The sequence below is a fragment of the Aquimarina sediminis genome, from assembly GCF_002895435.1.
GTDB lineage: Bacteria > Bacteroidota > Bacteroidia > Flavobacteriales > Flavobacteriaceae > Aquimarina > Aquimarina sediminis.
This window is the reverse complement of sequence record NZ_POYJ01000006.1, coordinates 42,252-66,218: the sequence shown is the minus strand read 5'-3', so window position 1 is coordinate 66,218 and position 23,967 is coordinate 42,252. Positions and strand designations below refer to the sequence as shown.

Below are 23,967 nucleotides of genomic sequence, written 5' to 3'. Positions count from 1 at the left end.
TGTTTTCCGTGATTTCAGATACCCCTGAAAACAGGGGTAAGATTGTATAGTTATGAGTTCAAAGAGCTGTGTTTTTTATCTGAAAAGATTAAAAATGGTAAGTTCGACAGCATCTAGTTTTACCTGATGAGAGAAAAACTTCCTGTAATAATTCTACCGTCTTCTAATTCTACCCTAAACCAATACTCACTTGATGGCATTACTTTACCATTAAGAGTTCCATCCCATCCTGGAGTACCTGCTCCAAGTTGTTTTAGAAGTTTGCCATATCGATCATAAATAAATATTAAAGAACCAGACATAATTTGTGCAGATATTCCTTTTACATTCCAGGTCTCATGAAATCCATCACCATTGGGAGTGAAATATTTGGGAAACCCAATAACCGAGATGTCTTGAATGGTTATAGGTAAGCATCCATTTTTATCTCTTATATGTATTCTATGAAATCCGGGAGGGACATTAGAAAAAGTTGACTCATCTTGATATGAACTTACAATTCCATTTAACTCTATTGCATATTCATAGTCACCTAAACCATTTGAATTAATGGTAACGGTATTGTTTTCTCTGGCGTCATTGATCTCAATAGATTCAATAGTGGCACTACCAGATGGTACTACTTCTACTGTTCTTGATTTAGAACATCCAGTTATGGTGTTTGTAACCTGTGCTGTATAGATACCTGGCTGACTTGCTAAAATAGTCTGAGTAGTTTCGTTAGTTGACCATAAGAATGAAAAATTCGTGGCATTAGTATTAAGAGGTAAACCAGAATCTATTTCAATATTTGTTTGGTTTTGACATAAGAAATATTGGACTTCTGTTTCAATATCGGGTAAGGGATTAAGAAATAATTGCACTTGATTAATGCCAAAACACTGATTAAGATTTTCTACTCTTGCAAATACGATATCTTGTCCCTGTGTTAGAGGTGTGCTGTTTATGGTAGTCGTTATAGGGTTAGATTCACTCAACGCATCATCAATAGTTTGATAATAGGTAACGATCAAACCAGGTGTGGCTATGCCCCGAAGTATTTGCGAATCGGCTAATGAAAGATCAAACTCACGAAATCCATCTTCTGTTCCATCATCATCGCATTGCCTTAATATGGCATCGTTAGCAGATGTAACACTTACTTCAAGATCTAAAGTTGAGATTCTAAAACACCCGCTGTTATCATTAGTAATACGAGTAAATAATTGTTGATTAATAGTAGTGTTTTGGTACGTTATTGTATTTGTTATTGTTGGTGTTCCGGCATTAGCAGATACAAGATCTTCAAAAAATAATACGGTTCTATTTGCAGCGCCCCCAGTAATTTGTGTAATAGCTTGATTAAGATTAAAAAGTGTAATACCATCTGTGGAGTCTAGATATTCATCGCACTGTATTAAAGATGTAGGATTGCCTACGGGTAAAGAATCTACTTCCAAATTAAGTTGAACAACAGTAATCGAATTTACACAAGGATGTGAAGGAAGATGTTGAGCTCTAACAAAAATCGTTTGAGGATTAGAAGTATTTGTAAAAGGTGTGTTTTTATCTATAACTCCAGTTCCTGCATTGGCATTTGCCAAAGTGGGATGGTATGTTATGATATAATTAACGGGATCTAATCCATTAAGGATTTCATTGTCTTTATCTCTAAGTAAAAAGGAAACAAAGCCATTAGTATCATCACCATCATTGTCATTGTCACAAACCGTTAATGGAGTAGGGGTAGCTATAAGCGGTCCTGGAATAGTAATTAATTGAAATGTATCTGTAATGAAACATCCAGAAATCGTATTTTCTATACGCACATATATTGTTTCATTATTTTGAGTGCTTAAATATGGGCTGGTTAAGGCAGCATTATTGATACTGGCATTTTCTTCTGTAGTGTGATAAGAAATGACAGTATTCGTTTGTGTTCCTAATATGATAGGTGTATTACTATCTAAGTTAAAATTTGTTCTTCCATCTGTAGAGTCTCCTACAGCATCACATTCCGTAAGATCCAAAGGTGTAGTTGTACTAGCCGTATTTATAGGGCTATCCGGCAGTATTGCAGTACCAGTAAATTCGAGATCAAAACCTCCATTCTGAGAGAAATTATCAATTAGAATGAAGTATTCTTCTCCTGCCAAAGCATCTATAGCTCTTACAAATCCATTTCCTTGATCACCAGGTCCTTCACTTAGATCTGTTTCTGTGTCATTAAGTCCGGTTACGGTAGGTACACTTGCAGCAGGAGGATTTGTAGAAGAACATCTAATTGAACTTCCTAAACTTGTACAGGTGACATTAGGTCCATAAACAGCAAAATCATAATCTTCATCCGCATTTGTAGATTCTGGAGTTATCGTAAATGCCAGTGTTCCAGATTGCACAATATTAACTCTTAACCATAAACTCTGACTTTCTGCAAAATTACAGTCAGGAGGGTTATTACCAGATATTGCAAAATCATTAATACCTGTACCATTAGAGTTTAGCTCCAAATTAGTGTCTCCACAAACTATCACAGCATTAGTACAATCGGTAGGCTCATTTTGAGAATGACCGATAAAAAATATAGAAATAAGAAATATAGTAGAAAGTAATTTTTTTTTCATCTAGGGCTTTTAAATTGTCGGTCAATATACTAATAAAAAGCTTAGTATTGTGCGTAAAACAGAAGAGCTGTATTGTTATCGAATAAGAGAGAAACTGCCAGTAAGAATCCTGCCATCATCTAGCTCTACTCGGAACCAATATTCGCTAGAAGGCAATTGTTTTCCATTAAATGTTCCGTCCCATCCTGGTGTTCCGGCTCTAAGCTGTTTTAGGAGTTTACCATAACGATTATAAATATATATTAAAGAATTTGACATAATCTGAGTGGATATACCCTCTACATTCCACGTTTCATGAAACCCATCACCATTGGGGGTAAAATATTTGGGAAATCCAACCACAGAGATATCCTGAGTTACTATCGGAAGACATCCGTTTTTATCTCGTACAAATAGGCTGTGAAATCCGGGAGGTACATTAGTAAAAGTGGGCTCATCTTGATAAGAACTTACTATTCCCTCTATTTCTATTGCGTATTCATAATTACCTAAACCTTCTGCATTAATGGTAACGGTATTATTATCCCTAGCATCGTTTATATCTATTGATTGTATAGTTGCAATACTAGATGCAATAACTTCTACTGTTCTTATTCTGGTACATCCGGTCAATATGTTGGTTACCTCAGTTGTATATGTTCCTGGTTGATTAACAAAAATAGCTTGTGTGGTTTCATTAGTGGACCATAAGGTTGTAAAATCATCAGGATTATTATTGGGTAATATTCCTGCATCTATTTCAATATTTATTTGATTTTGGCATAGAAAATATTCTGCTTCAGGTTCAATATCAGGTAAAGGAATAACAAACAAACGGATAGCACTAATACCAAAACACTCTCCACCATTTTCTTCGGCTTTAGCATAAATAATATCATCTCCCTGAGAGTTTTGAGTAAGATTTGCATAAGAGGTAATTGGGTTTCTGTTTAATAATGCATCTTCGGTGTTTTCATAATAACTAATTGTTAATCCAGATGTCGTTACCCCTGATAACACTTGCTGGGTTGCCTGATTTAGGTCAAAAATTGTAAAACCGTCCTCCGTACCATCGTCATCACAAACTCTTAACTCTACATCGTTTATCTGGGCGGAGCTTACTTGTAGTGTAAGTGTAGTAAGGCTGTAACAGTCTGTATTGTCATTATTAATTACTCGTACATGTATTTGTTGATTATTTTGATTGTTTTCAAAAGCTTCAATATTTGTTATTGCAGGGTTTCCTGCCTGAGCTGAAGCTAAATCGGTAAAGAATTGAATGGTGTAATTAGCATTTCCTCCAGTTAGTTGACTTTCGGCATTGTTTAAATTAAATAGGGTGATATTATCACCAATAGTTTGATATGCATCGCATTGTACTAATGTAGCCGGGAAGGCGTTAGGGGTTTCAAAAAAGATCGCATTAGCTACTCCAATCAGAGGACAACTACCATCATTAAGATCTACCTCGAGTCTATAGTTTGCGGCTGTGGTGATATCTAAAAAATGAGTGACATTTGCTATTTGAACATCGTCTACAAACCAAGTATACGTAGCTCCCGGAGTATTTTGATGCGATAACCTATAGGTGTCACCCTCACACAGGGTAAGGTTTACGTCATTTGGATTTCCATTATTAATAATATCAATGTTTTGCGCAAAGATTGACTGAATAAACGGTGGGAGCCCAAGGAGGGCACCTCTGGAGCCATCTGTGTTCACTAATATTGCTTTTTCATTATAGATGATAGTGGGGGCTAGCGCTTCGGGGTTTTCAATAGCTCCCAGGTAATCTCCTTTTTGAGTATTAAAATCATATAAGGTTCTATAAATCTTACCATCAGGACCAAGTTGTATTGCTCCTGCACTAAAAGAAAAAGTATCTTGATTATTCGCATTACTAATTCTGGTACCGCTCGCCGAAATTTGATTGTCCGGTAATGATAAGTCATACTGCATTATATAGCTTTGTCCATTTCCTGCATCTCCAATATCCAAAGTAGCATATAGTCTCTCACCACTTTGTGAGAATTCTATTCCATAAGGAGAATCACCATTACTTAGTTCAATTTCGTTACTAACATTTCCAGTAGTATTATCAAAATTATAAAGCAAAACTTTTCCTGGTCCATTACCACCAGCCACCGTGGCAAAACCAAAATGTGCAACAGCTAATTTATTACCTTCTGGAGAGGCTTTTATATATCCTAAGGCATTACGTCGATATCCGGACAGGGGAACAGTGACCCCGATTTGTGAAGTAACAGGAGTGGGATTAACACCGGTTTGATCAACTTTAAAAGCATAGAACGTATCTACAAAATGAGTTATTATCCAAAAAGAATCACAGTCATCACTTTTTACAGCAGTAATTTTTTCTGAACATTTATATAGGCTTTCTAAGTTGTTGGAAGTATTATAAGTAACTAAGGGTAGGTTTTTTTGACCTGTGACTACGGCTCCATTTCCTCCATTCATAGACATATCTACTATTGAATACATAAATCCATCGTTTACACCATCTCCATCAAATGTGTTAGGGTCACTATCGGCATTATCATGATGAGGTTCATCAACCGTAAAAATGATGTAAATGTTGGGTGTATTTGGCTGGGGAACAATTAATGCAGATGAGGTACTGGATGGGTCTCCCTTTAATCCAGTACCATTTTGCATAATATTATGAAGACGATCCCACACGGTAATCCCATCTGTATAGAATAGTAAATTCCCGGTGGCGTCAGATATTGTTGTACATCCTTCTAAAGTACTTACTCGACCATTGGTAAGTGCGGTGGGAGGAGTTGTGTTAAAGCTTACTCCTGCATTTAGACCAAAATACCAGTTATTAGCTTCTCCTTGACCAAGCAATGATGATTGGTAAAATAAAAGTGTAAAAAGAAGAATATATGTACATCTCATGCTGTTAGCTCTGAGAGCCAAAGATATTATAAATCTCTCTTTTTAAGTAATCTGTATGAAAGATTAAGAAATATAACAGTCCAGACGAGTACTATTACGATTTCATACCAATGTACAGCGTAGTCTTTTTGGAACGATTCTCCTAACTGATTTGCAGCAGATTGGATAAAGTTTAATCTCGTAAAAGGTTCATTGATTAAATTGTTCATTGATTCTAAAGGAAAGAATTGTACAATTTGATCAGCGATTTCGGTTCCTTTAAATAGTTTAAACTTCAGCAATGCATAAACAATATTTTCTATAATCCACCAAATAAATAGGAATCCAAGAGCAAAAGCTGATCGCTTTACAAAAATCCCCAGAAACATACAGAACGCAAAGAATCCTATTAATTTAATGAAGTAAGCCAATATATATTCTAAATCTGAAACTATAATCGAAAACTCATTATAATCAGAGAAGCTTATTCCTAAGATAAGGGAAACTATAAATAAAAATAGAGTAGAAATTAAAGCAAAAACACCAACAGTTAGGAATTTTGAAGCTATAAATTCTTTTTTACTCAATCCATCAATTAGATTTTGTTTTAGGGTTCTATGGCTGTATTCATTAGCCATCATAGAAACAATAACAATGGCTAGAAAAAGTTTTGACCAGGAGGCGATATAAGTATTAAAATGCCAGATATACGGAAAGTTAAAGATGCCTTGATCTGCAATTCTAAATTTGACACCGGCAAAATTAAATTCTATAGACGCAATTAATGCGATAAAAGTTATCAGTACAAAATAAGTAATGGATATAACCTTTGCGGCTTTATTATATCTTAATTTTTGAAATTCTATATTGAGTAGTCTTAACATGGCTTTAGTTTAAATTGTTGGTTAATTGTAAGAATTGTTCTTCGAGGCTTTCTTTTCGTTTTACAATGTGTGTGAGAACGATTCCTTCATTAAATAGTTGCCTGTTTAGACTTTCTGCGTCTAATTCATTTGTCAAAAATGCTGTGATTTTACCATCTTCTTCTTTAAAGCTTTTAAAATCATTGTGTTTAGATAACCATTCCTTTAAAACTGAATTTTGATTGCTTTTAAGTTCAAAAAAGCCATAACTAGCATTCATTTCGTCAACACGACCAGAATATAGTTTTACTCCTTTTCTAATAATTACTACATGACTACATACTTTCTCAACTTCATCAAGAAGATGAGATGCTAATAGAATTGTAGTTCCCTGCGATGCAATTTTCTTGATGATCTCTCGAATCTGATGTATCCCTTGAGGATCTAATCCATTAGTAGGTTCATCCAGAATAAGAATCTCTGGATCATTTAGTAAGGCAGAAGCAATAGCTAATCGTTGTTTCATTCCTAATGAAAAAGTCCTGAATTTACTGTCTTTACGATCTAATAATCCTACTATTTCTAATTTTTCTTCAATTTTATGACTAGGAACGTCTTTAATCTGGCACACCAATTTTAAATTTTGAGCAGCAGTCATATATGGATAAAAGTTAGGGCGCTCGATAATTGCACCAACTTTTTTAAGAGCATTATGAGTGGATGTATTACCATCAAACCAGGTAAAATTACCAGAAGTTTTATTTACAACATTTAGTACAATACCCAAGGTGGTTGATTTACCACTTCCATTAGGACCAAGGATACCGTAGACATTTCCTTTTTTTATGGTAAAAGAAAGATCTTTGACAGCAGTGATTGGTCCAAACTTTTTCGTGAGGTTATTTAAGGTTAGTATATTTTCCAATTGCGATTGTTTTTGGCGGTTATATAAAACAAGACGACAAGTACGTGATTTTGTTACAAATCTTATAGAATTTTGAAGGTTTATATTTTTGTTTTGGAGTAAAGACTTTGTTTTAGATAAAAGCTTATTATTTATAATGTGTTAGATCTAATTTTACAATTTTGAAATTTGTAAATTGCTTTTTTAGAGAAAGCCGATATGGAAGAAAAATTAATGTCGAAAAAAAAACCTACGTACCCAATAAATGATAAACTGGATACGTACTTAAAAGAGTGTAATCGAAAAATTAAGATTCCTGTATTTTACGATGACTTGCTGAGGTTCTCTGGTTCGATAGTTGTATATGATAGTAATGATGAAGATACATTGTGGGTTCGTGTATATTATGAAGAGCATGAAAGGGTTGAGATAGAATCTAGCTTAAAAAAGGTGTATACCATTCTTCATTCTGATGGAAATGAGGATGCTATAGAATTTTTGAATATTGATGCGATAGACTATTGTACATTTGGAAACTCAAAACCTTTTAGGATAAAAGTTAGAAACATTCTTAATGATAACTATACCTATATTTATGTTAAGAAAGCTGATGCATCGCGTATTTATGGGTTAGAACTAGAGCATATGTTTTCTCCTAACCGCATTAATTTCTTAGTTTATAAAAATACATTGATTGAAGAGCATATTGCAGGGATTCCTGGGGATGTATTTATCAAAGATTTTTTACCTGATTTAAGTGATCAGGCTAAGTCTCAAATAGCCAAAGAATTTGTTAAATTTAATGAACGATGTCAAATGAGATTGTTGGGGGATATGAGATCCTATAACTATGTGATTATACCCATTCATGATTTTGACCATGTAGAATATAAGATAAGAGCAATTGATTTTGATCAGCAGTGTTATGAAGGGAAATTGAAAGTGTATCAACCACAATTTTTTAAGGAAAACTTTGATATGGTTGCTATTGTAATGAGTAAATTACAGCCTAGTTCTATTGAGCAATATAAAAAAGAAGAGCGATCAATTTTGGCAAAACGAGTATTAACATCAAGGTCGCGTTATGAAACTTTGGTAGAATGCATGTGTGAAGACCGCATTTCTACAGAAGAAAATTTGAAAGAATTACGTGAGCATTTATATAATTTTACGTTAGATCTTCAGTTTAGACGTAGTCAATCTATGGGTGAAGTCCTTAAAACAGCAATGGATTTTGTGCGACGTAATTATGAAAATGTAAATATGAAACGGCTACTGGATGGAGATTAAAGTTGGACATTAAGAGGGGGTTTCTACAAAATCCCAACACCCAATAAAATGGCAAATATAATCAGTAGGATTCCTACTACTAATTGTATAGTATGTATGGTAATTTTTTTTAAAAACTTGTTGCCAATATATGCTCCTATAAATGCCATTGCTGTGGCAACCATAAGCATTGGATAGTTAAGTTTGTCACCTAGCTTGATAAGGTCTTTTGCATATATAGTTATCCGGGAAATATCGATAAAACACGCAATGACTACCCCGGTCGCAATAAAGGCTTCTTTATTAAGTTTCGCTCGTATTAAAAAAGCAGTTCGTAAAGCTCCTTGATGACCAGATAGGCCACCAAAGAAACCACTAAGGGCTCCTCCAAAAGGTAAATATTTGATGTCAAATTCTAGTCTTTTTAATTTTGGAATCAGATCAAAACATGAAAAAAGAATCAAGAGTGTAGCAATACATATTTTGACCACAGTAATTTGATATGAGGAGCTTGAGATCGTATACGTATGCAATGGAGGTATGTAGGTGAGTTTGCCAAGGATAAAAGCACCTAAAAAAGCAAATACAACAGCAGGTATTCCAAATCGTAATACGGTTTGCATATTTGCTTTTTTACCTACTAAGGTTAGTTTGAATATATTATTAAGCAAGTGAACAATTGCTGTAAGCGCAATTGCTATATCTATAGGAAAAAACAATGCAAATACCGGCATAAGTAATGTACCTAAACCAAAGCCAGAAAAAAAAGTCAACCCTGATCCCAATAATGCTACAATACCGACCAGAATATAATCCATTTATAGTAAGTGTTATGTTTTTAGTCTGCTTTTTTACTCTGTATTAAATCTTCCCAGTTTTTGGACCTCCAGAGTTTTAGGTTTTTTGCTCTTTATTAAAATACACTAGATAGTAATACATCTGTTTCTCTTCATCCCAACCTTTTTCTACAAATTTCTCGGCAGATTCGGGATTTATAAAATCCATTTTTATTTGCACATTGGTATCAAGGTTAATCACATTTTTCATTTTTTTACGAGCAGCGGTCACAGCATTGTTCGCAATAGGGAAGTTGGTAAGATCTTCAATTTGATATTTTGGAGCTTTTTCTTCTTTATAATGTTTAAATTCCGGGATCAAATCAGGATTATCGATTACTTCATTTAAAAATTCGGTTTCTTCGAATTCATCATTTTTGGCAAAGTGATTTACAGCACGATTCATGAACATTACTTCCTCCTTTTTGTCTTCGGCAGGAAGTACGACATCTTTTGCGAAGTCCTGGCAAAATTTCATGTACTTTTTTGTGTAGAAATTCTCATCGGCAAAAGCTTCTACTCCTAAAAAATGCTCTAACCAGTACTTGGTGTCATATCGATTAGAATCAATAGAAAGAATTTTGTATCCTTCTTCTTTTTTATGATTAAAGATCAAACATCCTTTGTCTAGTTTGTTAAGGTTAACTCCTTGCTGAATCAATAATTCTATGTCAGAGTTCTTTTCTTCAAACTGAAGAAAGTCGTGTTTTAATTCTGATTTAAATATACCAAGTGCAGCTACTTTTTCATTATCAATAGTTACATTATCGAGGTAGGTAACATATACCTCGCCACTTTTGATATGTGGATGTTGTGATTGCTCATAAAGATGAGATGCAATTCGTTTGGATTTTTCATGAACAGAAGAAGGGTGTTCAAAAATTTCTGTTGCAATTTTGAAAAGTGGGTTAAATTCTACATCAACTTCATTAGTGAATTGAAAATAACTTTCTTCTTTTTCTCTAAAAGGCTTGAAAAAATATTCTTTTAAAAGAGCATTTAATTCATCATTAAGCGCATATGGTGATTCTGATAAGAATATATTCTCGTTTTTATTCTTATTTCCAATTCTGTGAACTGAAAGTGATTCAATTTGAGTACTGTATAGATTGATCATAATTTCGTCGATTTCCAATTTCAGAAAAAAAGGAAATTTTTAAGTTTTTAATTAGTTTAGTTTTTTACTTCTATATGAAATACAAAAACATTTGTTAGTTCCAGTTTTCATCGAATCCAAGATCTTCATACTCATCGAGATTCATAAAGCTTTCATCATCATTTTCATTAAGCTCATCTAATCCATCTGCCTTAAACTCTTTATCAGGAGCATTATCGGGTAATTGACCATGTATGTACATTACATTGGGATATTCTCTTCCATTTTCATATTCTGCAATTTCTGCCAATTCTACCAAAAAGGTCCACATGCTTAAAAAATCATAGATATAAATTAATCTAGGAGAAGCCTCATGCGCTACATCAATAAGAGGAGTCTCATTCATTAATCGCACAGGTTGGTTGCCATCACTCATATCAAATAATGAGATTTCTTCTCCTTGATTCCATTGGTCATCACTAATGTAAAAAGAAGCCATTTCGGTTCCATCAAAACCAAAAGATTGGGTGATAACATTATGAAACTGCTCTAAAGTAGCATCTTGTTCAATTTCAATGTCTCTAAATACATCTTCTTCTGTGTCCAGTATAATTCTGAAACGGTAAATCATTCTTAACTAATTTTAGAAATGCAAAGATACTATAAAAGCATTGTTATTTACTAAAACGGTGTAATGAAAAAGTCATTGCCCCAAGTAGGAAAAAAGCAACAACTTGATGTAATACCCCCAATGTAATAGGTACTCTGTAGATTAATGTGAAAATACCAAGTAGGAACTGAACACATACAATAATAAGAAGTGCGTTTAATGAATTGGATTGAATTTTGTTTTTTTTAATAGATTTTCCTCGATACCAAACCAAAAAAATAAACCCAACAACAATATAAGCTAAATAACGATGTATAAATTGAACTCCACTCTTCCCTTCTACAAAATTCTTTATCGTAGGAGATCGTTCAATATATACAGATTCATGAATTAAAGCGCCATCATTCATAAGTGGCCAATGATTGTGTAATAGCCCTGCATCTAGACCTGCGACGAATGCCCCGTATATAATCTGAAGAAGAAGTACTCCTAGTGCATATCGAATTAGATTTCTAAACTTAATATCTATTTCTTTCTTGTGAGGATATATAAGATCTAAAGCAACCCAAAAGGTATATGCAAATGTGATAAATGCAGCGGTAAGATGCATTGCTAATCTATAGTGGCTTACATCTGGTCTATCGATTAATCCACTTTTTACCATAAACCAACCTAGAAACCCTTGAAAACCTCCTAAAAGCATTAATATTACAGATTTTTTTATGGTAGCCCCAGTAAGTTGCTTTCTTACTAGAAAGTATAAGAAGGGTATTATAAATACAACTCCTATAAACCTTCCTATCACCCGATGTAACCATTCCCAGAAATAAATATCTTTAAAATCTTGTAGGGTAAATTGGTGGTTTATCTTTTGATATTCGGGATACTGTTTGTATAAATCAAATGCGCTATCCCACTCTGCTTCTGTCAAAGGGGGAATAGTGCCCGATATTAATTTGTAATTAGAGATAGACAATCCAGAATGAGTAAGTCGGGTAATGCCACCAACTACAACCATGATAAAAATTAATATACACCCTGTAAGCAGCCAGTAAATTACTTTTTTATTGTCTTTTTTCATTGTTTTATAATAAAAGGAATGTAATAAGTTAGATTCTTTATTTTATTAATTCTTTAGCCCTAATTCTTTTCCTTTTTGCAGCATATATTCAAAAGCGGCTTCATGTTCATTTGGGATTTCTCCTTCAAGAATAGCCTCTTTTATGGCTTCTTTTATAATACCAATTTCACGAGAAGGATTGATATTAAATGTTTTCATAATTTCTTCTCCGGTAACCGGGGGTTGAAAATTACGTATATTATCTCGCTCTTCGACTTCTACCATTTTTTGCCTTACGGTCTTAAAGTTATTATGATACTTCTTAAAACGTTTTGGGTTTTTTGTTGTGATATCTGCTTCACAAAGAGTCATTAATTCTTCGATATAATCACCAGCATCAAAAACCAACCTTCTTACAGCAGAGTCAGTTACTCCTGAAGCAATTACTATAGGACGGGAACTCATTAATACCATTTTTTGAACAAATTTCATTTTTTCATTCATTGGCATTTTTAAACGTTTAAAGAGTTTAAAAACCATTTTGGATCCCACAAATTCATGACCATGAAAGGTCCATCCTACTTTTTTACTAAATTTCTTTGTTGGGGCTTTTCCTATGTCATGTAATAGTGCTGCCCATCGTAACCAAAGATTATCCGTATTCTCAGAGATATTATCTACAACTTCTAAGGTGTGATAAAAGTTATCTTTATGGCGCTGCCCTTCTATTTCATCGATACCTTTTAGAGCCACAAGTTCTGGAAGGATATACGGAAGAAGTTCAGTTTTTTCAAGTAATTTAAAACCAACGGAAGGCTTGCTACTTAAAAGAATTTTATTTAGTTCGTCTACAATGCGTTCTTTGGTAATAATCTTGATTCTATCTTTATTATCGGTAATGGCTTTTAAAGAAGTTGATTCAATTTTAAAATTTAGTTGAGAAGCAAAACGAATTGCCCTCATCATTCGCAAGGGATCATCAGAATATGTGATATCTGGATTTAGAGGAGTACGTATTACTTTTGATTTCAGATCTCCAATACCTCCAAAAGGATCTAATATTTCTCCAAAATTTTCGGAAGATAGATTTAGTGCAAGGGCATTAATAGTAAAATCTCTACGGTTTTGATCATCTTGGAGAGTGCCATTTTCTACTTTTGGATTGCGACTGTCTTCTGTATAAGACTCTTTTCTGGCACCAACAAATTCTACTTCAATATCATCTGTTTTTAGCATTGCTGTGCCATAGGTTTTGAAAACCTGTATTTTAGGTTTATTAGGTAGGAGTTTAGCAACTTCTTTTGCTAATTCTATACCACTACCTACAGCAACAATATCGATATCTTTTGCTGTTCCTCTTTGCAATATGTAATCCCGTACAAACCCTCCGATAACATAAGAATCTACTTTTAGAGTAGCAGAAGCTTTGGATATCGTATTAAAAATAGAGTGTTGTAGGGCTTCTTTGTGATTTTTGGCTTCCGACATGAATCAATTTACTTCCTAATAATTTTTACAGTGCTATCACTTCCAATTTTGATAATAGAGGAAGGTTTTGCGCTTTTATTTTGTAGAGGCAAATTTACAACATAGTCTACGCCTTCCAAAATAGCTGTAGCTATTTCTTTATAATTTTTTGGTGAAGGCATACCACTTATATTGGCAGAGGTAGAGACAATTGGTCGTTTGAACTTTCGTATTAGTTTTCCGCAGAAAGGATCTCTAACGACCCTGATTCCTAGTGAGTTATCTTCGGGGATAATGTTTTCTGCAACTCTAAGTGGTCTGTCATAGACAATAGTAGTCGCTTTTGTTGCATATTTTAAAATGTCATAGGCGACTTCAGGTACTTCTTCTACGTATTGTTGTAGCATCTTAAAATCACTAACTAGGCAGATCATTGATTTGCTTTCTACTCGTTTTTTTAGTGCAAATACTTTGTCAATAGCCTCGGCATTTGTTGCATCACAACCAATTCCCCAAACAGTATCTGTAGGGTAGAGGATAATTCCTCCTTTTTTTAGGGTTTTTAGTGCTTTTTCTAATTCTATTTGTTGATCAGGCATAAGAAATAAGTATTGCTTTAAAAATGCGAATATAATGCATAATTTTTTTAAAAATAAAAGACTGCCTTTTAGACAGTCTTTTGATGATTAAATCTAATTGAAATTTATGCGTCTTATTACCAAGACACATAATTAGACCACTTGTTATTATCCTTGTTAATTTGTTGGGTAATTGTACCGCTTAATGATACAAACCATTTGGGTGCTGATCCAAAATTAGTCGGGTATACCAAATCTTCTAATAAAATCCTTTCATCTCTGTTTATACAGGATAAACTTTTGTTAATTCTTATGTTCGTACTAGAAGGTCCATTACCGTTGATATTGTCACGTACATAGCCATTAACATTAATTGTAATATGTCTGTATTCGCTTGCTGGCTTCCATCTACGACCTCTCCACTCTAGTTTTACATTAAGATATAATTCAGAAACTACGTTGGGGTATCCAACATTAAAAGCCCGGGATTGAAGTTCATGCACATATTTATACAAACCTCCACGTCCAATTATTGGTCCACCTGTACAAGCTTGATATTTATTTTTTATAAATTCACGTTGATAATCTGCACGTATCTGGGAAGTTGACATTACAATTTCTTTATTCATGTTTTCAGAATTTTCATTTGACAAAGCTCTAACACTAGCATTACCTATTTTTTTTGTATTAGAAAGGTCTTTTTTCCAATCTGATTTATTAGAAATCTTTTTAGCTTCTATACTATAAAAAATTCCCTTTGTAAAATAGACAATCTCTTCTCCGATTTTGAATTCTTGATTCTTGTTTAAAATAGCTAATAGTCCATTAGTTAAAGTGTTCAAGTCAGTTTCTTGCTCATTACTTAATTCCTTAGGACTGTTAAGAGAATTTAATAATGCATTATGATTTTTTTTAGAAACCCAAGAAGCTAGTTTGTCTTGACTTAAATGTGATATAGAATTATATTCTTCATAGAAATGATCCCAGTTTTCAAATGCTAGTATTGGTGTTTCTTTTTTTAAGGATTGGTCTGTAAGATCATTTTCAAAATTTTGATCTTGAGAACAAGAAATAAAAAATAAAGCCATAGTGGCGAAAAACAATTTTTTCATGATAATTAGGTTTTAAGATTAAATAAAAAAAATAGTATAAAAAGGAGTTGTCCTTTTTATACTATTTAATGTGTTGAAGAGTTATTTTGTTACTATTGAAATTTATTAAAGTACTGTTAAAAAGATTTAATATATGTTAATATATAGAAGTGTTCATTAAATCAATCATTACTCAAAACCATTTTGTAAATCTTAAGGGTGTTTTGTGCCATATTACTGGTTGTGAAGCGCTCTGTAAGTTTTTTTGCTCCTTTTTGAACAAAATCTTTTTGTAAAGTAGGGCTGGATGAGAGGTTGGTAATGTGATTAGATAGCATCTCACTGTCATAAGCGGGGGCTAATAGACCGTTAACGTTATGCTCTATTATTTCAGGTATTCCCCCTACAGCTGTGCTTATAATAGGGATTTTGTGATACATTGATTCGTAAATTACTAATGGCATACCTTCAATTTGAGAAGTTATCAAGCTAATGTCAAATTGAGGTAAGAAATTAGAGGCATCAGGGGTGTATCCAGTAAATATAATGTATCCTTCTAGGTTTAATTCTTTAATCCGACTGAGTAAAGCTTCTGTAAGTTCTGAGAATGTACCTATTTGGATAAAAACAAAATCGTCTCTTTTTTCTTTATTGATAATAATATTAGCGACATTGATTAAAGTGTCCAAATGTTTAGCTTTAATATGATTAGCGATATTTCCAATAAGTTTTTTACTAGTGGGAATATTGTATTTTTCCCTTAGTAAAAAGGGAGTTTCAGTATTTTTTGTTTTTATATTGGTGCCGTCATAAACAACAACCAATTTATCATGATTTTTTATTCCTTTTGAAGCTACTTTTTTGGTTTCTTCAGATACACATATTACTTTTTTAATTTTTTGATAGTTATACTTGTATAATGTCTTTTTTCGTTGTTTTATCGGGAAAGAGGTTTTTTTACTAAATACGAAAGGGGGTAAGTTGTATAATTTATCAGCCAAAATTGCAGAAAGTAATGCACTAGGCTCATGAATATGAATTAAACTAACATTTTCATTTTTACAAAAAATACCAATTCTTAATATAAAACGGGGGTCTACTTTAATTTTTAAAGGAGCTGTAATAAAATCAAGATTTGTTTCTTTTAATCTTTGATGAAAAGGTGTATTTCTTGCGCATAAAATAGTGTTTTTTATTTCAGGATTAGATTTTGCTAATTCATAGCAAAGGCTTTCGATTTGTTTTTCGCCTCCTCCCCAGTTTGTTACAGCTGATAAATGTAAAATATGCATATTATTGTTTGGCAATGATTTGTTTTTGTTTTAGTGATAGGTTTATTGGGGCTCCTAATAGGAATAAATAAAAAATGTGAAAATTTGATGGTTTAACTATTGACTTAAAAAAGAATTTTAAAACTAACCACCATCTTAAGGTTTGATAAGGAATGTAGCCAGAATTTTTTCTTAAAACATACAATAATGATATTTTTAGTTCTTTTTTAATAGCTAGACTTTTACTTGTGCTTTGCCCATTAAAATGGGTATATCGCCCTTTAGGGATAAGAAAACAATCACCTCCGATAGTATTTTTATGGATTCGATAACATAAGTCAGTTTCTTCATAATACAAAAAAATGTTAGTGTCAAATCCTCCAACATTCTCGAAATTATCTGCTTTTACAACCAAAAAAGAACCTGGGACACTTTGTACTTGTATGGGGGAGGAGTATACCATTTTTCTTTTTGGAAATTTGATCGGATTAAATTTTTCCAAAATTTTTCTACCAAAAATTTCACGTTTTAAGCTTAAAAAATGATCAAATGATTTTTGAACATTTCCATTTTCGTCATATTGTTGAGGAGAGCAAACAGCCGCAGAGGGTGTTTTTTCTAGAAAATCAAATGTAATATAAAGGCAATCATTTTGTAAAATAGTATCATTATTTACAAAAGCAAAATATTTACCATTAGCAAATTGAACCCCATACATATTTCCGCCTCCAAACCCTGTGTTATACTTACTTCGTACTAATTTTAAATTAGGAATGTTTGATTTAGATAATTCATTTTTTAATGTTTCGAAATCTTCAATTTCAGAGGCATTATCAACTATTATGATTTCATATTTTATTGATGAAGTAGTTTGCTTCAAGATTGATTGGACACAACTAATAGTATATGATGAAGAATTGTAATTAATAAGTATTACTGAGATATCATTCATTATCTTTTTCTTAGAATTCAAAAGTACAAGTTGCTAGTGGATTTAACAAACTAAAGAAATATGTATACGAGATCCTTGTTAAATAATTTTAATTTAAAATAGGTATTGTAATTTGAATATATTTGCAGAAATACTAATTGATGGATTACGAAAATAAACCAGACGGGTATTATGATAATATCCGTCATGAAATGATTAAGTATCTACCTGAAGATCCAAAAACAATTATTGATATTGGTTGTGGTAATGGTGCATTTGCTAGTGTGTTAAAAGAGCGAACATCTGCTGAAGTTTGGGGTATTGAATATATGGATAGTGAAGCACAACTTGCTAAAGAAAAGCTAGATAAAGTATTCTCTGGGAAATGTGAAGATTATCTAGATGAACTGCCTGATCAGTACTTTGATGTTATCTATTTTAATGATGTGTTGGAGCATTTGGTTGATCCGTATATGGTGTTGGATAAGGTAAAGAGCAAATTGACTATTGATGGTGTCTTGATAAGTTCTATTCCCAATGTTAGGTATCATAATACATTTAAACGTGTTTTAGTTAATAAAGATTGGAAATACGAAGATTTTGGTGTCATGGATAGAACTCATCTCCGTTTTTTTACTGAGAAAAGTATCCTTAGAATGTATGAAGAACTAGGATATTCTATAGTAGTACATGAGGGGATAAATATGAGCAAATCGATTAAGCCGTATTTATATAATATTCTCGTTCTTTTTACTCAATTGGATATAAGATATCCACAGTATGCCACAGTAGCTACTTATAAAAAATAGCTTTAAGAATGCAGCATAAATTTAAAATTCATCCCAATTACGAATCAATTGGAGCTAAAGTCAAAGAAACTATAGCAAATTTTGAAAAATACACAGATATACTTGGAGATGCAGAACGGAATGTAATAAAGATCGTCGAGGTTGAAGGTGAAAAATACACAATTAAATCCTTTAAAGTCCCTAATTTCATAAATCAAATTGTTTACAGGTTCTTTAGGAAATCAAAAGCAGAGCGATCGTATAATTACGCCAATAAATTATTAGAATTAGGAATTGATACTCCTTTTCCTTTAGCATACAACTTATGTGTGACACCTGTTCTGTTTAAAGAAAGCTACTATGTGAGTAAACTAATAGAATGTGATCTAACATACCGTGAATTAACAACAGATTTTGATATACCTGACTATGAGGTTATTCTAAGGGCTTTTACAAGATTTACATATAAATTGCACAAATGTGGAGTTAATTTTTTAGATCATTCTCCTGGTAATACGTTAATAAAAAAAAACGAAGAAGGTTATGAGTTTTATCTGGTAGATCTTAATCGTATGAAATTTGGGGAAATGAATTTTGATACTAGAGTGAAGAACTTTGCAAAATTAACAATCCATGAATCTATGGTTAGTGTGATGAGTAATGAATATGCTAAGTGTACAGGAGAGAATGAAAAGGAAATATTTGATCTAATGTGGCAATATACCCAAGAGTTTCAGGGTAGATATTATCGCAAGCGAAGAATAAAGAGGAAAGTGTTTTTTTGGAAAGCAAAATATAGAGAATAAAAGTAATTTGCGACTTTTAGTTAAAATTCTATTTCTTTTAAACTTTCTTAGTTTTTACCCATGACCAATAAGATAGTGATGCTTTGTTTTTTTAAAGTGTGGAGTTCTTAAGGAGTTGACTTATTCTTTATTTTTTTTAATCAACTCTCTTAGTTTTACATACTTTAAAAAAGTAAGGTTGGCGGTTTGAATACAAATTAGAAAGCCATTTAACCCATCTAAAAAACCAAGACGAAGAAAGTATGCTTTAAAAAATGCCCAGGTAGGGTTAAATAAGATTTTCCATAATGTGGCATTTTTTCCAAGTTCATAATATGAATGCGCAGAGATTGTAGAGAACTTTTCAATTTGGGTATTATAAGCACTGTAGGTAGGGTAGTTCCAATGAAGGATATCACCTTTTAATTTTCCGCATTTTTTTGGATTATACAATTTGTAAGAATCGTGAGGATTAATACCTTTCCATTCACCTTTCCCTTTTTTAAAAGCTCTCAATTTTTTGTCAGGATACCAATCAGAATGGTTTATCCATTGTCCACAAAAATTATTATATCGATTCATGTAATATCCATCATGAACCCAGTTGGATTTTAATTTTATAATAGACTCTCGAAGTTCTGGGGACAAAGCTTCATCTCCATCAAGAGAGATGATATAATCATGTGAAGCTTGTGTGATAACAAAATTCTTTTGTTCCTTATATCCTAGGAATTTTTGTTTTACAAATTTAGCATTGTATTTTTTGCAAATTTCTTCAGTCTTATCAGTTGAAAAAGAATCAACAACAACAATCTCATCTACTACTCCTTGAAGAGAGGCTAAGCACTGTTCAATTTTTCTTTCTTCATTATAAGTAATAATAACTCCAGAGAGCTTGATCATTGTTGATGTTGTTTTGTAGATAATGCCACGCAAAAATAGTTAATTTTACAATAATTGGTCGTTTCAAAAGTAATTAAACTTGTATTTTATTTAGATTGTGTTAAACAATCGAAAGTTATTGGTGATTGGGCTATATTTGACTAAAAATTTTAAAGAATTAAAAACGAATTGCTATTATACACGAAGTTGAATTTTAGAGTATTATTAAAAACATTACTATCTATAAGAATTGTTTTTGCTCTAATGGTTTAATCCTATTAAGTAGTAATTATAAATTTTTACTCAGAAATTTATATAGTTGATCAGTGAATAATTCGGGTTTGAAATGTGTGTAAAGCTCTAAAGATTGACTCTTAAGTTCTTTAGTTTTTTTGTGTAAAAATAAACCGGGAAGATAATCTGCAAGATGAACAGATATTTGTGTTTCTCCATCCTCAAACATGTTCCAATCTTTTTTGTTGATCCAGGGAGAGAAAATAGTGAAAGTAGGTATTTCTAATGCTTTAGCCATATTTACAGCACCACCCTCATTGCCAATCAGTGTATCACAGAGAGAGAGAATTGCAAGGAAGCCTCTTAAACTTTTAGCAAAAACATCAAAGTGAATGTTTTTTTGAGTTTTATAATTTGTAAGATCATATATAGTACGAGCATCTTTTTCTTGATTTGGAATATAATTAAAAAGGATATTTGCTCCTGTAGAAGCTACTATTGTGTCTATTACCTTTGCCATATATTCAAAAGGAAGTGTTTTCTTTGCTTCACTTCCTAAAACACTAATCATGATCAAGGGAGTTTTTGTAGTAATCCCATTAGATTCTATAAACTCTCTGGCCTTTTCTTTTTCTTCTTTAGTTAGAAATATTTTTGGTTTTGAGATTTCTGAAATCACTCTGTTTTCAGGAAAAACTAAACGTAGTCTATTTTCTATTGCTGTACTTGCATTTGTAATGGATTCAGAATTTCTTTTAATGGTTTTGGTATATAAAAACTGAGAATACCACTTGTAAAAAGATATTCTTTGCGATGCTCCAGAAAACAAAGTAATAAGATTACTTTCTAATTTTCCGTACGCATCAATTACATGGTCATATTTAGCTTTTCGTATCTGTTTTAGAAAGGCATAAAGAGCCTTTTTGTTATTTTGATACTCATCTTTAAATTCAATAATATGATCAAAAAAGGGGCTTTCAGTTATTACAGGTTTTGTATTAGAATTTACCAAAAAATCAATGGTTGCATCAGGGTATTCCTTTTGTAGAGCTTCACAAATAATAGTACTTGCAAGCACATCTCCAATCATTTTTTGTTGAATAACCAAAATTTTCATAAACTATTGTTCAAAATAGTTGAGCTTACCTTCTTGTTTTAAGATAAGCTCAATTTTTCTATATCATTATCATCATACTGCTACATCATATTCACGTAGTGCATCATTAAGTGAAGTTTTCTTATCTGTGCTTTCTTTACGTTTTCCGATAATTAGCGCGCAAGGTACATTATATTCGCCAGCAGCAAACTTTTTAGTATAGCTTCCAGGGATTACAACAGATCCAGACGGAACTACTCCTTTTCTTTCTATTGGAGTATCCCCAGTTACATCAATAATTTTGGTAGAAGCTGTTAATACAACATTTGCACCAAGTACGGCTTCTTTTTCTACTCGTACACCTTCGACAACAATACACCGAGATCCAATAAAAGCATTGTCTTCTATAATTACTGGTGCTGCTTGTAATGGTTCTAAAACACCGCCAATACCAACACCTCCGCTAAGATGAACGTTTTTTCCTATTTGGGCACAACTACCTACAGTAGCCCATGTATCGACCATAGTGCCTTTGTCTACATAGGCACCAATGTTTACATAACTAGGCATTAGAATGGTACCAGGAGAAATGTATGCGCCATGACGAGCTACGGCATTAGGAACAACTCTAATTCCTTTTGCCTCATATCCTTTTTTTAATGGAATTTTATCATGATACTCAAAAATTCCTGCTTCAAGGGTTTCCATTTTCTGGATAGGAAAGTATAGTACAACACCTTTTTTTACCCATTCATTTACTTGCCAGCCACCTTCAATAGGTTCTGCTACTCGTAGTTCTCCACTATCTAGTAAGTTAACAACTTCTCGTATAGCGGCTTGCGTATTTGATTCTTTTAAAAGCTCTCTATTGTTCCAAGCTTTTTCTATGCTTTCTTTTAGTTGGTTCATTTGAATGAAAAATTTTGGTAAAGATAATAGCTTCCATCGAAAAAATTACTGATAAACCATATTTTAGGAAACCATTAATAAATAATGTAGTTTTTGTAATAAAATTATACTTTTGCAAAAAAAATATGCATGGCACGAATTTTGGCAATTGACTATGGAGGAAAGCGTTGTGGAATTGCGGTTACTGACGAATCTCAGATAATTGCTTCAGGATTGACAACCGTGGATACTAAAAGTTTATTAGCATGGTTGATAGAGTATGTGTCTAGGGAGGAAGTAGAACTTTTTGTGGTTGGAGAGCCTAAAAGATTGCATGGAGAGGCCTCAGAGAGCGAAAAACTAATTAAACCATTTTTAGAAAAACTAAATAAAGTACTTCCTGATATTCCCGTAACAAGAATAGACGAACGCTTTACATCTAAAATGGCTTTTGATACAATGCTTGCAAGCGGTATTTCAAAAAAGAAAAGAAGAGATAAGTCATTGGTGGATCAGATTAGTGCAACGATTATACTTCAGGATTATTTGTATAATCAATAATTAGAATTTAGAAATAATAAATAAAAATATGATACTTCCAATTGTAGCATACGGAGACCCAGTACTAAAGAAAAAAGGAAAGGAGATTACAAAAGATTACCCTCAATTCTCAGAACTTATTGCGAATATGTTCGAGACTATGTATAATGCACATGGTGTTGGACTAGCTGCACCTCAAATAGGGCTTCCTTTAAGATTATTTATTGTTGATGCAGAACCTTTTTCTGAAGATGAAGAGCTTTCTGAGGAAGAAGCTAATAAATTAAAAGGGTTTAAAAAAGTATTTGTAAACGCTACTATTCTTGAAGAAACCGGGGAAGAGTGGGCTTTTTCTGAAGGATGCTTGAGTATCCCAGATGTAAGGGAAGATGTGTTTCGACATGAAACAATTAAGATTAATTACTTTGATGAAAATTTTGTAGAGCATACAGAAACTTACGATGGGCTTGCTGCAAGGGTAATTCAACATGAGTATGATCATATTGAAGGAGTTTTGTTTACGGATAAACTATCTAGCCTAAAAAAACGTTTGATAAAAGGAAAACTATCAAATATTTCTAAGGGAAAAATAAAATCAGATTATCGTATGCGTTTTCCTTTGTTGAAAAAAGGAAGATAATTACACTTAACTTTTAAATATTTATGATGGTTAATGTTTGATTTTTAAAACGAACTATAGATATTTGCCAACTTTGAAGAGAAATGAGTATAGTTTTGATTTTCAATATTAGTATGAAATAAATTACTTTACGAATTACATCTGACCTTTAAAAAAGAATATATCATAAACAGATGAAAATATATGAGCTTAGATAAAATATTAGCAATTTCGGGTAAACCAGGGTTATACGAGTTAAAAACACAGACAAGAAGTGGCTTTTTAGCAGAATCTTTATTAGACGGTAAGAGATTATCAGTAAGTATAAGACATAATGTAAGTGTACTTAGTGAGATTGCAATTTATACATTCACAGAAGAAGTTCCTTTGAGAGAGATCTTTAAAAAGATTCATGAAAAAGAGAATGGGGAACAGGCAATAAGTCATAAAGAATCTAAGAATAAGTTAGAAACTTATTTTAGTGAGGTGTTACCAGATTATGATGAAGATAGAGTATATGCTAGTGATATGAAAAAAGTGATTCAATGGTATAATATATTACAAGCCAAAGGGATGACGGATTTTTCTGAGCCAGAAGAAAATAATAATTCTGAAGAAGAAGAATAAAAAAAACTATTATAAACTAAAAAATCCTGCCTTATGGCAGGATTTTTTA

The 23,967-nt window shown here is 32.6% G+C and carries 22 protein-coding genes; 6 read left to right on the top strand and 16 right to left on the bottom strand.

Translation table 11 applies throughout. The features are described 5' to 3' along the window. Positions 1-119: 119 nt before the first annotated feature. The 4 genes from C1X07_RS14215 to C1X07_RS14200 form a co-directional block, all read right to left on the bottom strand. Positions 120-2,603, bottom strand: a complete 2,484-nt coding sequence (locus C1X07_RS14215; protein ID WP_103070701.1) for a T9SS type B sorting domain-containing protein — start codon at positions 2,601-2,603, stop codon at positions 120-122. A 75-nt stretch (positions 2,604-2,678) separates the two neighbouring features. Beyond that, positions 2,679-5,504: a T9SS type B sorting domain-containing protein gene (locus C1X07_RS14210; protein ID WP_103070700.1), complete on the bottom strand. Its 2,826-nt coding sequence runs from the start codon at positions 5,502-5,504 to the stop codon at positions 2,679-2,681. Positions 5,505-5,530: 26 nt separating this feature from the next. Next, entirely contained in the window at positions 5,531-6,367 is an 837-nt protein-coding gene (locus C1X07_RS14205) for an ABC transporter permease (protein WP_103070699.1), read from the bottom strand. Positions 6,368-6,371: 4 nt separating this feature from the next. Continuing rightward, positions 6,372-7,271 (bottom strand): ABC transporter ATP-binding protein, encoded by a 900-nt coding sequence (locus tag C1X07_RS14200; protein ID WP_103070698.1) that lies wholly within the window; start codon positions 7,269-7,271, stop codon positions 6,372-6,374. 198 nt (positions 7,272-7,469) lie between these two features. Between C1X07_RS14200 and C1X07_RS14195 the strand changes: the two genes are divergently transcribed. After that, positions 7,470-8,540 (top strand): hypothetical protein, encoded by a 1,071-nt coding sequence (locus tag C1X07_RS14195; protein ID WP_103070697.1) that lies wholly within the window; start codon positions 7,470-7,472, stop codon positions 8,538-8,540. A 23-nt stretch (positions 8,541-8,563) separates the two neighbouring features. Here C1X07_RS14195 and C1X07_RS14190 read toward each other — a convergent pair whose 3' ends face one another. From C1X07_RS14190 to C1X07_RS14150, 9 genes are all read right to left on the bottom strand, one after another. Next, positions 8,564-9,337: a sulfite exporter TauE/SafE family protein gene (locus C1X07_RS14190; protein WP_103070696.1), complete on the bottom strand. Its 774-nt coding sequence runs from the start codon at positions 9,335-9,337 to the stop codon at positions 8,564-8,566. 76 nt (positions 9,338-9,413) lie between these two features. Further along, complete coding sequence (locus C1X07_RS14185; RefSeq protein WP_103070695.1) at positions 9,414-10,472, bottom strand: nucleoid-associated protein; 1,059 nt, start codon at positions 10,470-10,472, stop codon at positions 9,414-9,416. 94 nt (positions 10,473-10,566) lie between these two features. Continuing rightward, a complete protein-coding gene (locus C1X07_RS14180) occupies positions 10,567-11,082 on the bottom strand; it encodes an IS1096 element passenger TnpR family protein (RefSeq protein ID WP_103070694.1) in 516 nt (171 codons plus the stop codon). A gap of 43 nt (positions 11,083-11,125) precedes the next feature. Then, positions 11,126-12,142 carry a COX15/CtaA family protein gene (locus tag C1X07_RS14175; RefSeq protein ID WP_103070693.1) on the bottom strand — a complete coding sequence of 339 codons (1,017 nt, stop codon included), beginning with the start codon at positions 12,140-12,142 and terminating at the stop codon, positions 11,126-11,128. Positions 12,143-12,187: 45 nt separating this feature from the next. Continuing rightward, positions 12,188-13,609 carry a CCA tRNA nucleotidyltransferase gene (locus C1X07_RS14170; protein ID WP_103070692.1) on the bottom strand — a complete coding sequence of 474 codons (1,422 nt, stop codon included), beginning with the start codon at positions 13,607-13,609 and terminating at the stop codon, positions 12,188-12,190. A gap of 8 nt (positions 13,610-13,617) precedes the next feature. Then, entirely contained in the window at positions 13,618-14,187 is a 570-nt protein-coding gene (locus tag C1X07_RS14165; RefSeq protein ID WP_103070691.1) for an L-threonylcarbamoyladenylate synthase, read from the bottom strand. 116 nt (positions 14,188-14,303) lie between these two features. Next, positions 14,304-15,278: a hypothetical protein gene (locus C1X07_RS14160; RefSeq protein ID WP_103070690.1), complete on the bottom strand. Its 975-nt coding sequence runs from the start codon at positions 15,276-15,278 to the stop codon at positions 14,304-14,306. 161 nt (positions 15,279-15,439) lie between these two features. Beyond that, on the bottom strand, positions 15,440-16,549 hold the full coding sequence (locus C1X07_RS14155) for a glycosyltransferase family 4 protein (protein WP_103070689.1): 1,110 nt from the start codon (positions 16,547-16,549) through the stop codon (positions 15,440-15,442). A 1-nt stretch (position 16,550) separates the two neighbouring features. Beyond that, entirely contained in the window at positions 16,551-17,480 is a 930-nt protein-coding gene (locus tag C1X07_RS14150; protein WP_103070688.1) for a glycosyltransferase family 2 protein, read from the bottom strand. A 140-nt stretch (positions 17,481-17,620) separates the two neighbouring features. Here C1X07_RS14150 and C1X07_RS14145 point away from each other — a divergent pair, with 140 nt between their 5' ends. Continuing rightward, positions 17,621-18,268 (top strand): class I SAM-dependent methyltransferase, encoded by a 648-nt coding sequence (locus C1X07_RS14145; RefSeq protein ID WP_164914166.1) that lies wholly within the window; start codon positions 17,621-17,623, stop codon positions 18,266-18,268. Between the two features lie 8 nt (positions 18,269-18,276). Continuing rightward, the gene (locus C1X07_RS14140) at positions 18,277-19,053 is read left to right on the top strand and encodes a lipopolysaccharide kinase InaA family protein (protein ID WP_103070687.1); all 777 of its coding nucleotides are present in this window, start codon (positions 18,277-18,279) and stop codon (positions 19,051-19,053) included. 120 nt (positions 19,054-19,173) lie between these two features. On the opposite strand, the gene C1X07_RS14135 is transcribed toward C1X07_RS14140, so the two are convergent. The 3 genes from C1X07_RS14135 to C1X07_RS14125 form a co-directional block, all read right to left on the bottom strand. Further along, a complete protein-coding gene (locus tag C1X07_RS14135; RefSeq protein WP_103070686.1) occupies positions 19,174-19,935 on the bottom strand; it encodes a glycosyltransferase family 2 protein in 762 nt (253 codons plus the stop codon). A 268-nt stretch (positions 19,936-20,203) separates the two neighbouring features. After that, positions 20,204-21,265 carry a glycosyltransferase family 9 protein gene (locus C1X07_RS14130; RefSeq protein ID WP_103070685.1) on the bottom strand — a complete coding sequence of 354 codons (1,062 nt, stop codon included), beginning with the start codon at positions 21,263-21,265 and terminating at the stop codon, positions 20,204-20,206. 72 nt (positions 21,266-21,337) lie between these two features. Next, positions 21,338-22,153 carry a 2,3,4,5-tetrahydropyridine-2,6-dicarboxylate N-succinyltransferase gene (locus C1X07_RS14125; protein ID WP_103070684.1) on the bottom strand — a complete coding sequence of 272 codons (816 nt, stop codon included), beginning with the start codon at positions 22,151-22,153 and terminating at the stop codon, positions 21,338-21,340. Between the two features lie 129 nt (positions 22,154-22,282). On the opposite strand from C1X07_RS14125, the gene ruvX reads away from it, so the two are divergent. From ruvX to C1X07_RS14110, 3 genes are all read left to right on the top strand, one after another. Then, a complete protein-coding gene (gene ruvX, locus C1X07_RS14120) occupies positions 22,283-22,693 on the top strand; it encodes a Holliday junction resolvase RuvX (RefSeq protein ID WP_103070683.1) in 411 nt (136 codons plus the stop codon). 28 nt (positions 22,694-22,721) lie between these two features. Further along, positions 22,722-23,312 (top strand): peptide deformylase, encoded by a 591-nt coding sequence (def, locus tag C1X07_RS14115; RefSeq protein WP_103070682.1) that lies wholly within the window; start codon positions 22,722-22,724, stop codon positions 23,310-23,312. A gap of 183 nt (positions 23,313-23,495) precedes the next feature. Then, positions 23,496-23,918, top strand: a complete 423-nt coding sequence (locus tag C1X07_RS14110) for a DUF5606 family protein (RefSeq protein ID WP_103070681.1) — start codon at positions 23,496-23,498, stop codon at positions 23,916-23,918. The last annotated feature ends 49 nt before the right edge of the window (positions 23,919-23,967 follow it).

Excerpts from the sequence above, each read along its gene's own strand:
- C1X07_RS14215 (WP_103070701.1), bottom strand. The coding sequence starts at position 2,603 with ATGAAAAAAAAATTACTTTCTACTATATTTCTTATTTCTATATTTTTT.
- C1X07_RS14210 (WP_103070700.1), bottom strand. The coding sequence starts at position 5,504 with ATGAGATGTACATATATTCTTCTTTTTACACTTTTATTTTACCAATCA.
- C1X07_RS14205 (WP_103070699.1), bottom strand. The coding sequence starts at position 6,367 with ATGTTAAGACTACTCAATATAGAATTTCAAAAATTAAGATATAATAAA.
- C1X07_RS14195 (WP_103070697.1), top strand. The coding sequence starts at position 7,470 with ATGGAAGAAAAATTAATGTCGAAAAAAAAACCTACGTACCCAATAAAT.
- C1X07_RS14190 (WP_103070696.1), bottom strand. The coding sequence starts at position 9,337 with ATGGATTATATTCTGGTCGGTATTGTAGCATTATTGGGATCAGGGTTG.
- C1X07_RS14185 (WP_103070695.1), bottom strand. The coding sequence starts at position 10,472 with ATGATCAATCTATACAGTACTCAAATTGAATCACTTTCAGTTCACAGA.
- C1X07_RS14180 (WP_103070694.1), bottom strand. The coding sequence starts at position 11,082 with ATGATTTACCGTTTCAGAATTATACTGGACACAGAAGAAGATGTATTT.
- C1X07_RS14175 (WP_103070693.1), bottom strand. The coding sequence starts at position 12,142 with ATGAAAAAAGACAATAAAAAAGTAATTTACTGGCTGCTTACAGGGTGT.
- C1X07_RS14170 (WP_103070692.1), bottom strand. The coding sequence starts at position 13,609 with ATGTCGGAAGCCAAAAATCACAAAGAAGCCCTACAACACTCTATTTTT.
- C1X07_RS14165 (WP_103070691.1), bottom strand. The coding sequence starts at position 14,187 with ATGCCTGATCAACAAATAGAATTAGAAAAAGCACTAAAAACCCTAAAA.
- C1X07_RS14160 (WP_103070690.1), bottom strand. The coding sequence starts at position 15,278 with ATGAAAAAATTGTTTTTCGCCACTATGGCTTTATTTTTTATTTCTTGT.
- C1X07_RS14155 (WP_103070689.1), bottom strand. The coding sequence starts at position 16,549 with ATGCATATTTTACATTTATCAGCTGTAACAAACTGGGGAGGAGGCGAA.
- C1X07_RS14150 (WP_103070688.1), bottom strand. The coding sequence starts at position 17,480 with ATGAATGATATCTCAGTAATACTTATTAATTACAATTCTTCATCATAT.
- C1X07_RS14145 (WP_164914166.1), top strand. The coding sequence starts at position 17,621 with ATGGATTACGAAAATAAACCAGACGGGTATTATGATAATATCCGTCAT.
- C1X07_RS14140 (WP_103070687.1), top strand. The coding sequence starts at position 18,277 with ATGCAGCATAAATTTAAAATTCATCCCAATTACGAATCAATTGGAGCT.
- C1X07_RS14135 (WP_103070686.1), bottom strand. The coding sequence starts at position 19,935 with ATGATCAAGCTCTCTGGAGTTATTATTACTTATAATGAAGAAAGAAAA.
- C1X07_RS14130 (WP_103070685.1), bottom strand. The coding sequence starts at position 21,265 with ATGAAAATTTTGGTTATTCAACAAAAAATGATTGGAGATGTGCTTGCA.
- C1X07_RS14125 (WP_103070684.1), bottom strand. The coding sequence starts at position 22,153 with ATGAACCAACTAAAAGAAAGCATAGAAAAAGCTTGGAACAATAGAGAG.
- ruvX (WP_103070683.1), top strand. The coding sequence starts at position 22,283 with ATGGCACGAATTTTGGCAATTGACTATGGAGGAAAGCGTTGTGGAATT.
- def (WP_103070682.1), top strand. The coding sequence starts at position 22,722 with ATGATACTTCCAATTGTAGCATACGGAGACCCAGTACTAAAGAAAAAA.
- C1X07_RS14110 (WP_103070681.1), top strand. The coding sequence starts at position 23,496 with ATGAGCTTAGATAAAATATTAGCAATTTCGGGTAAACCAGGGTTATAC.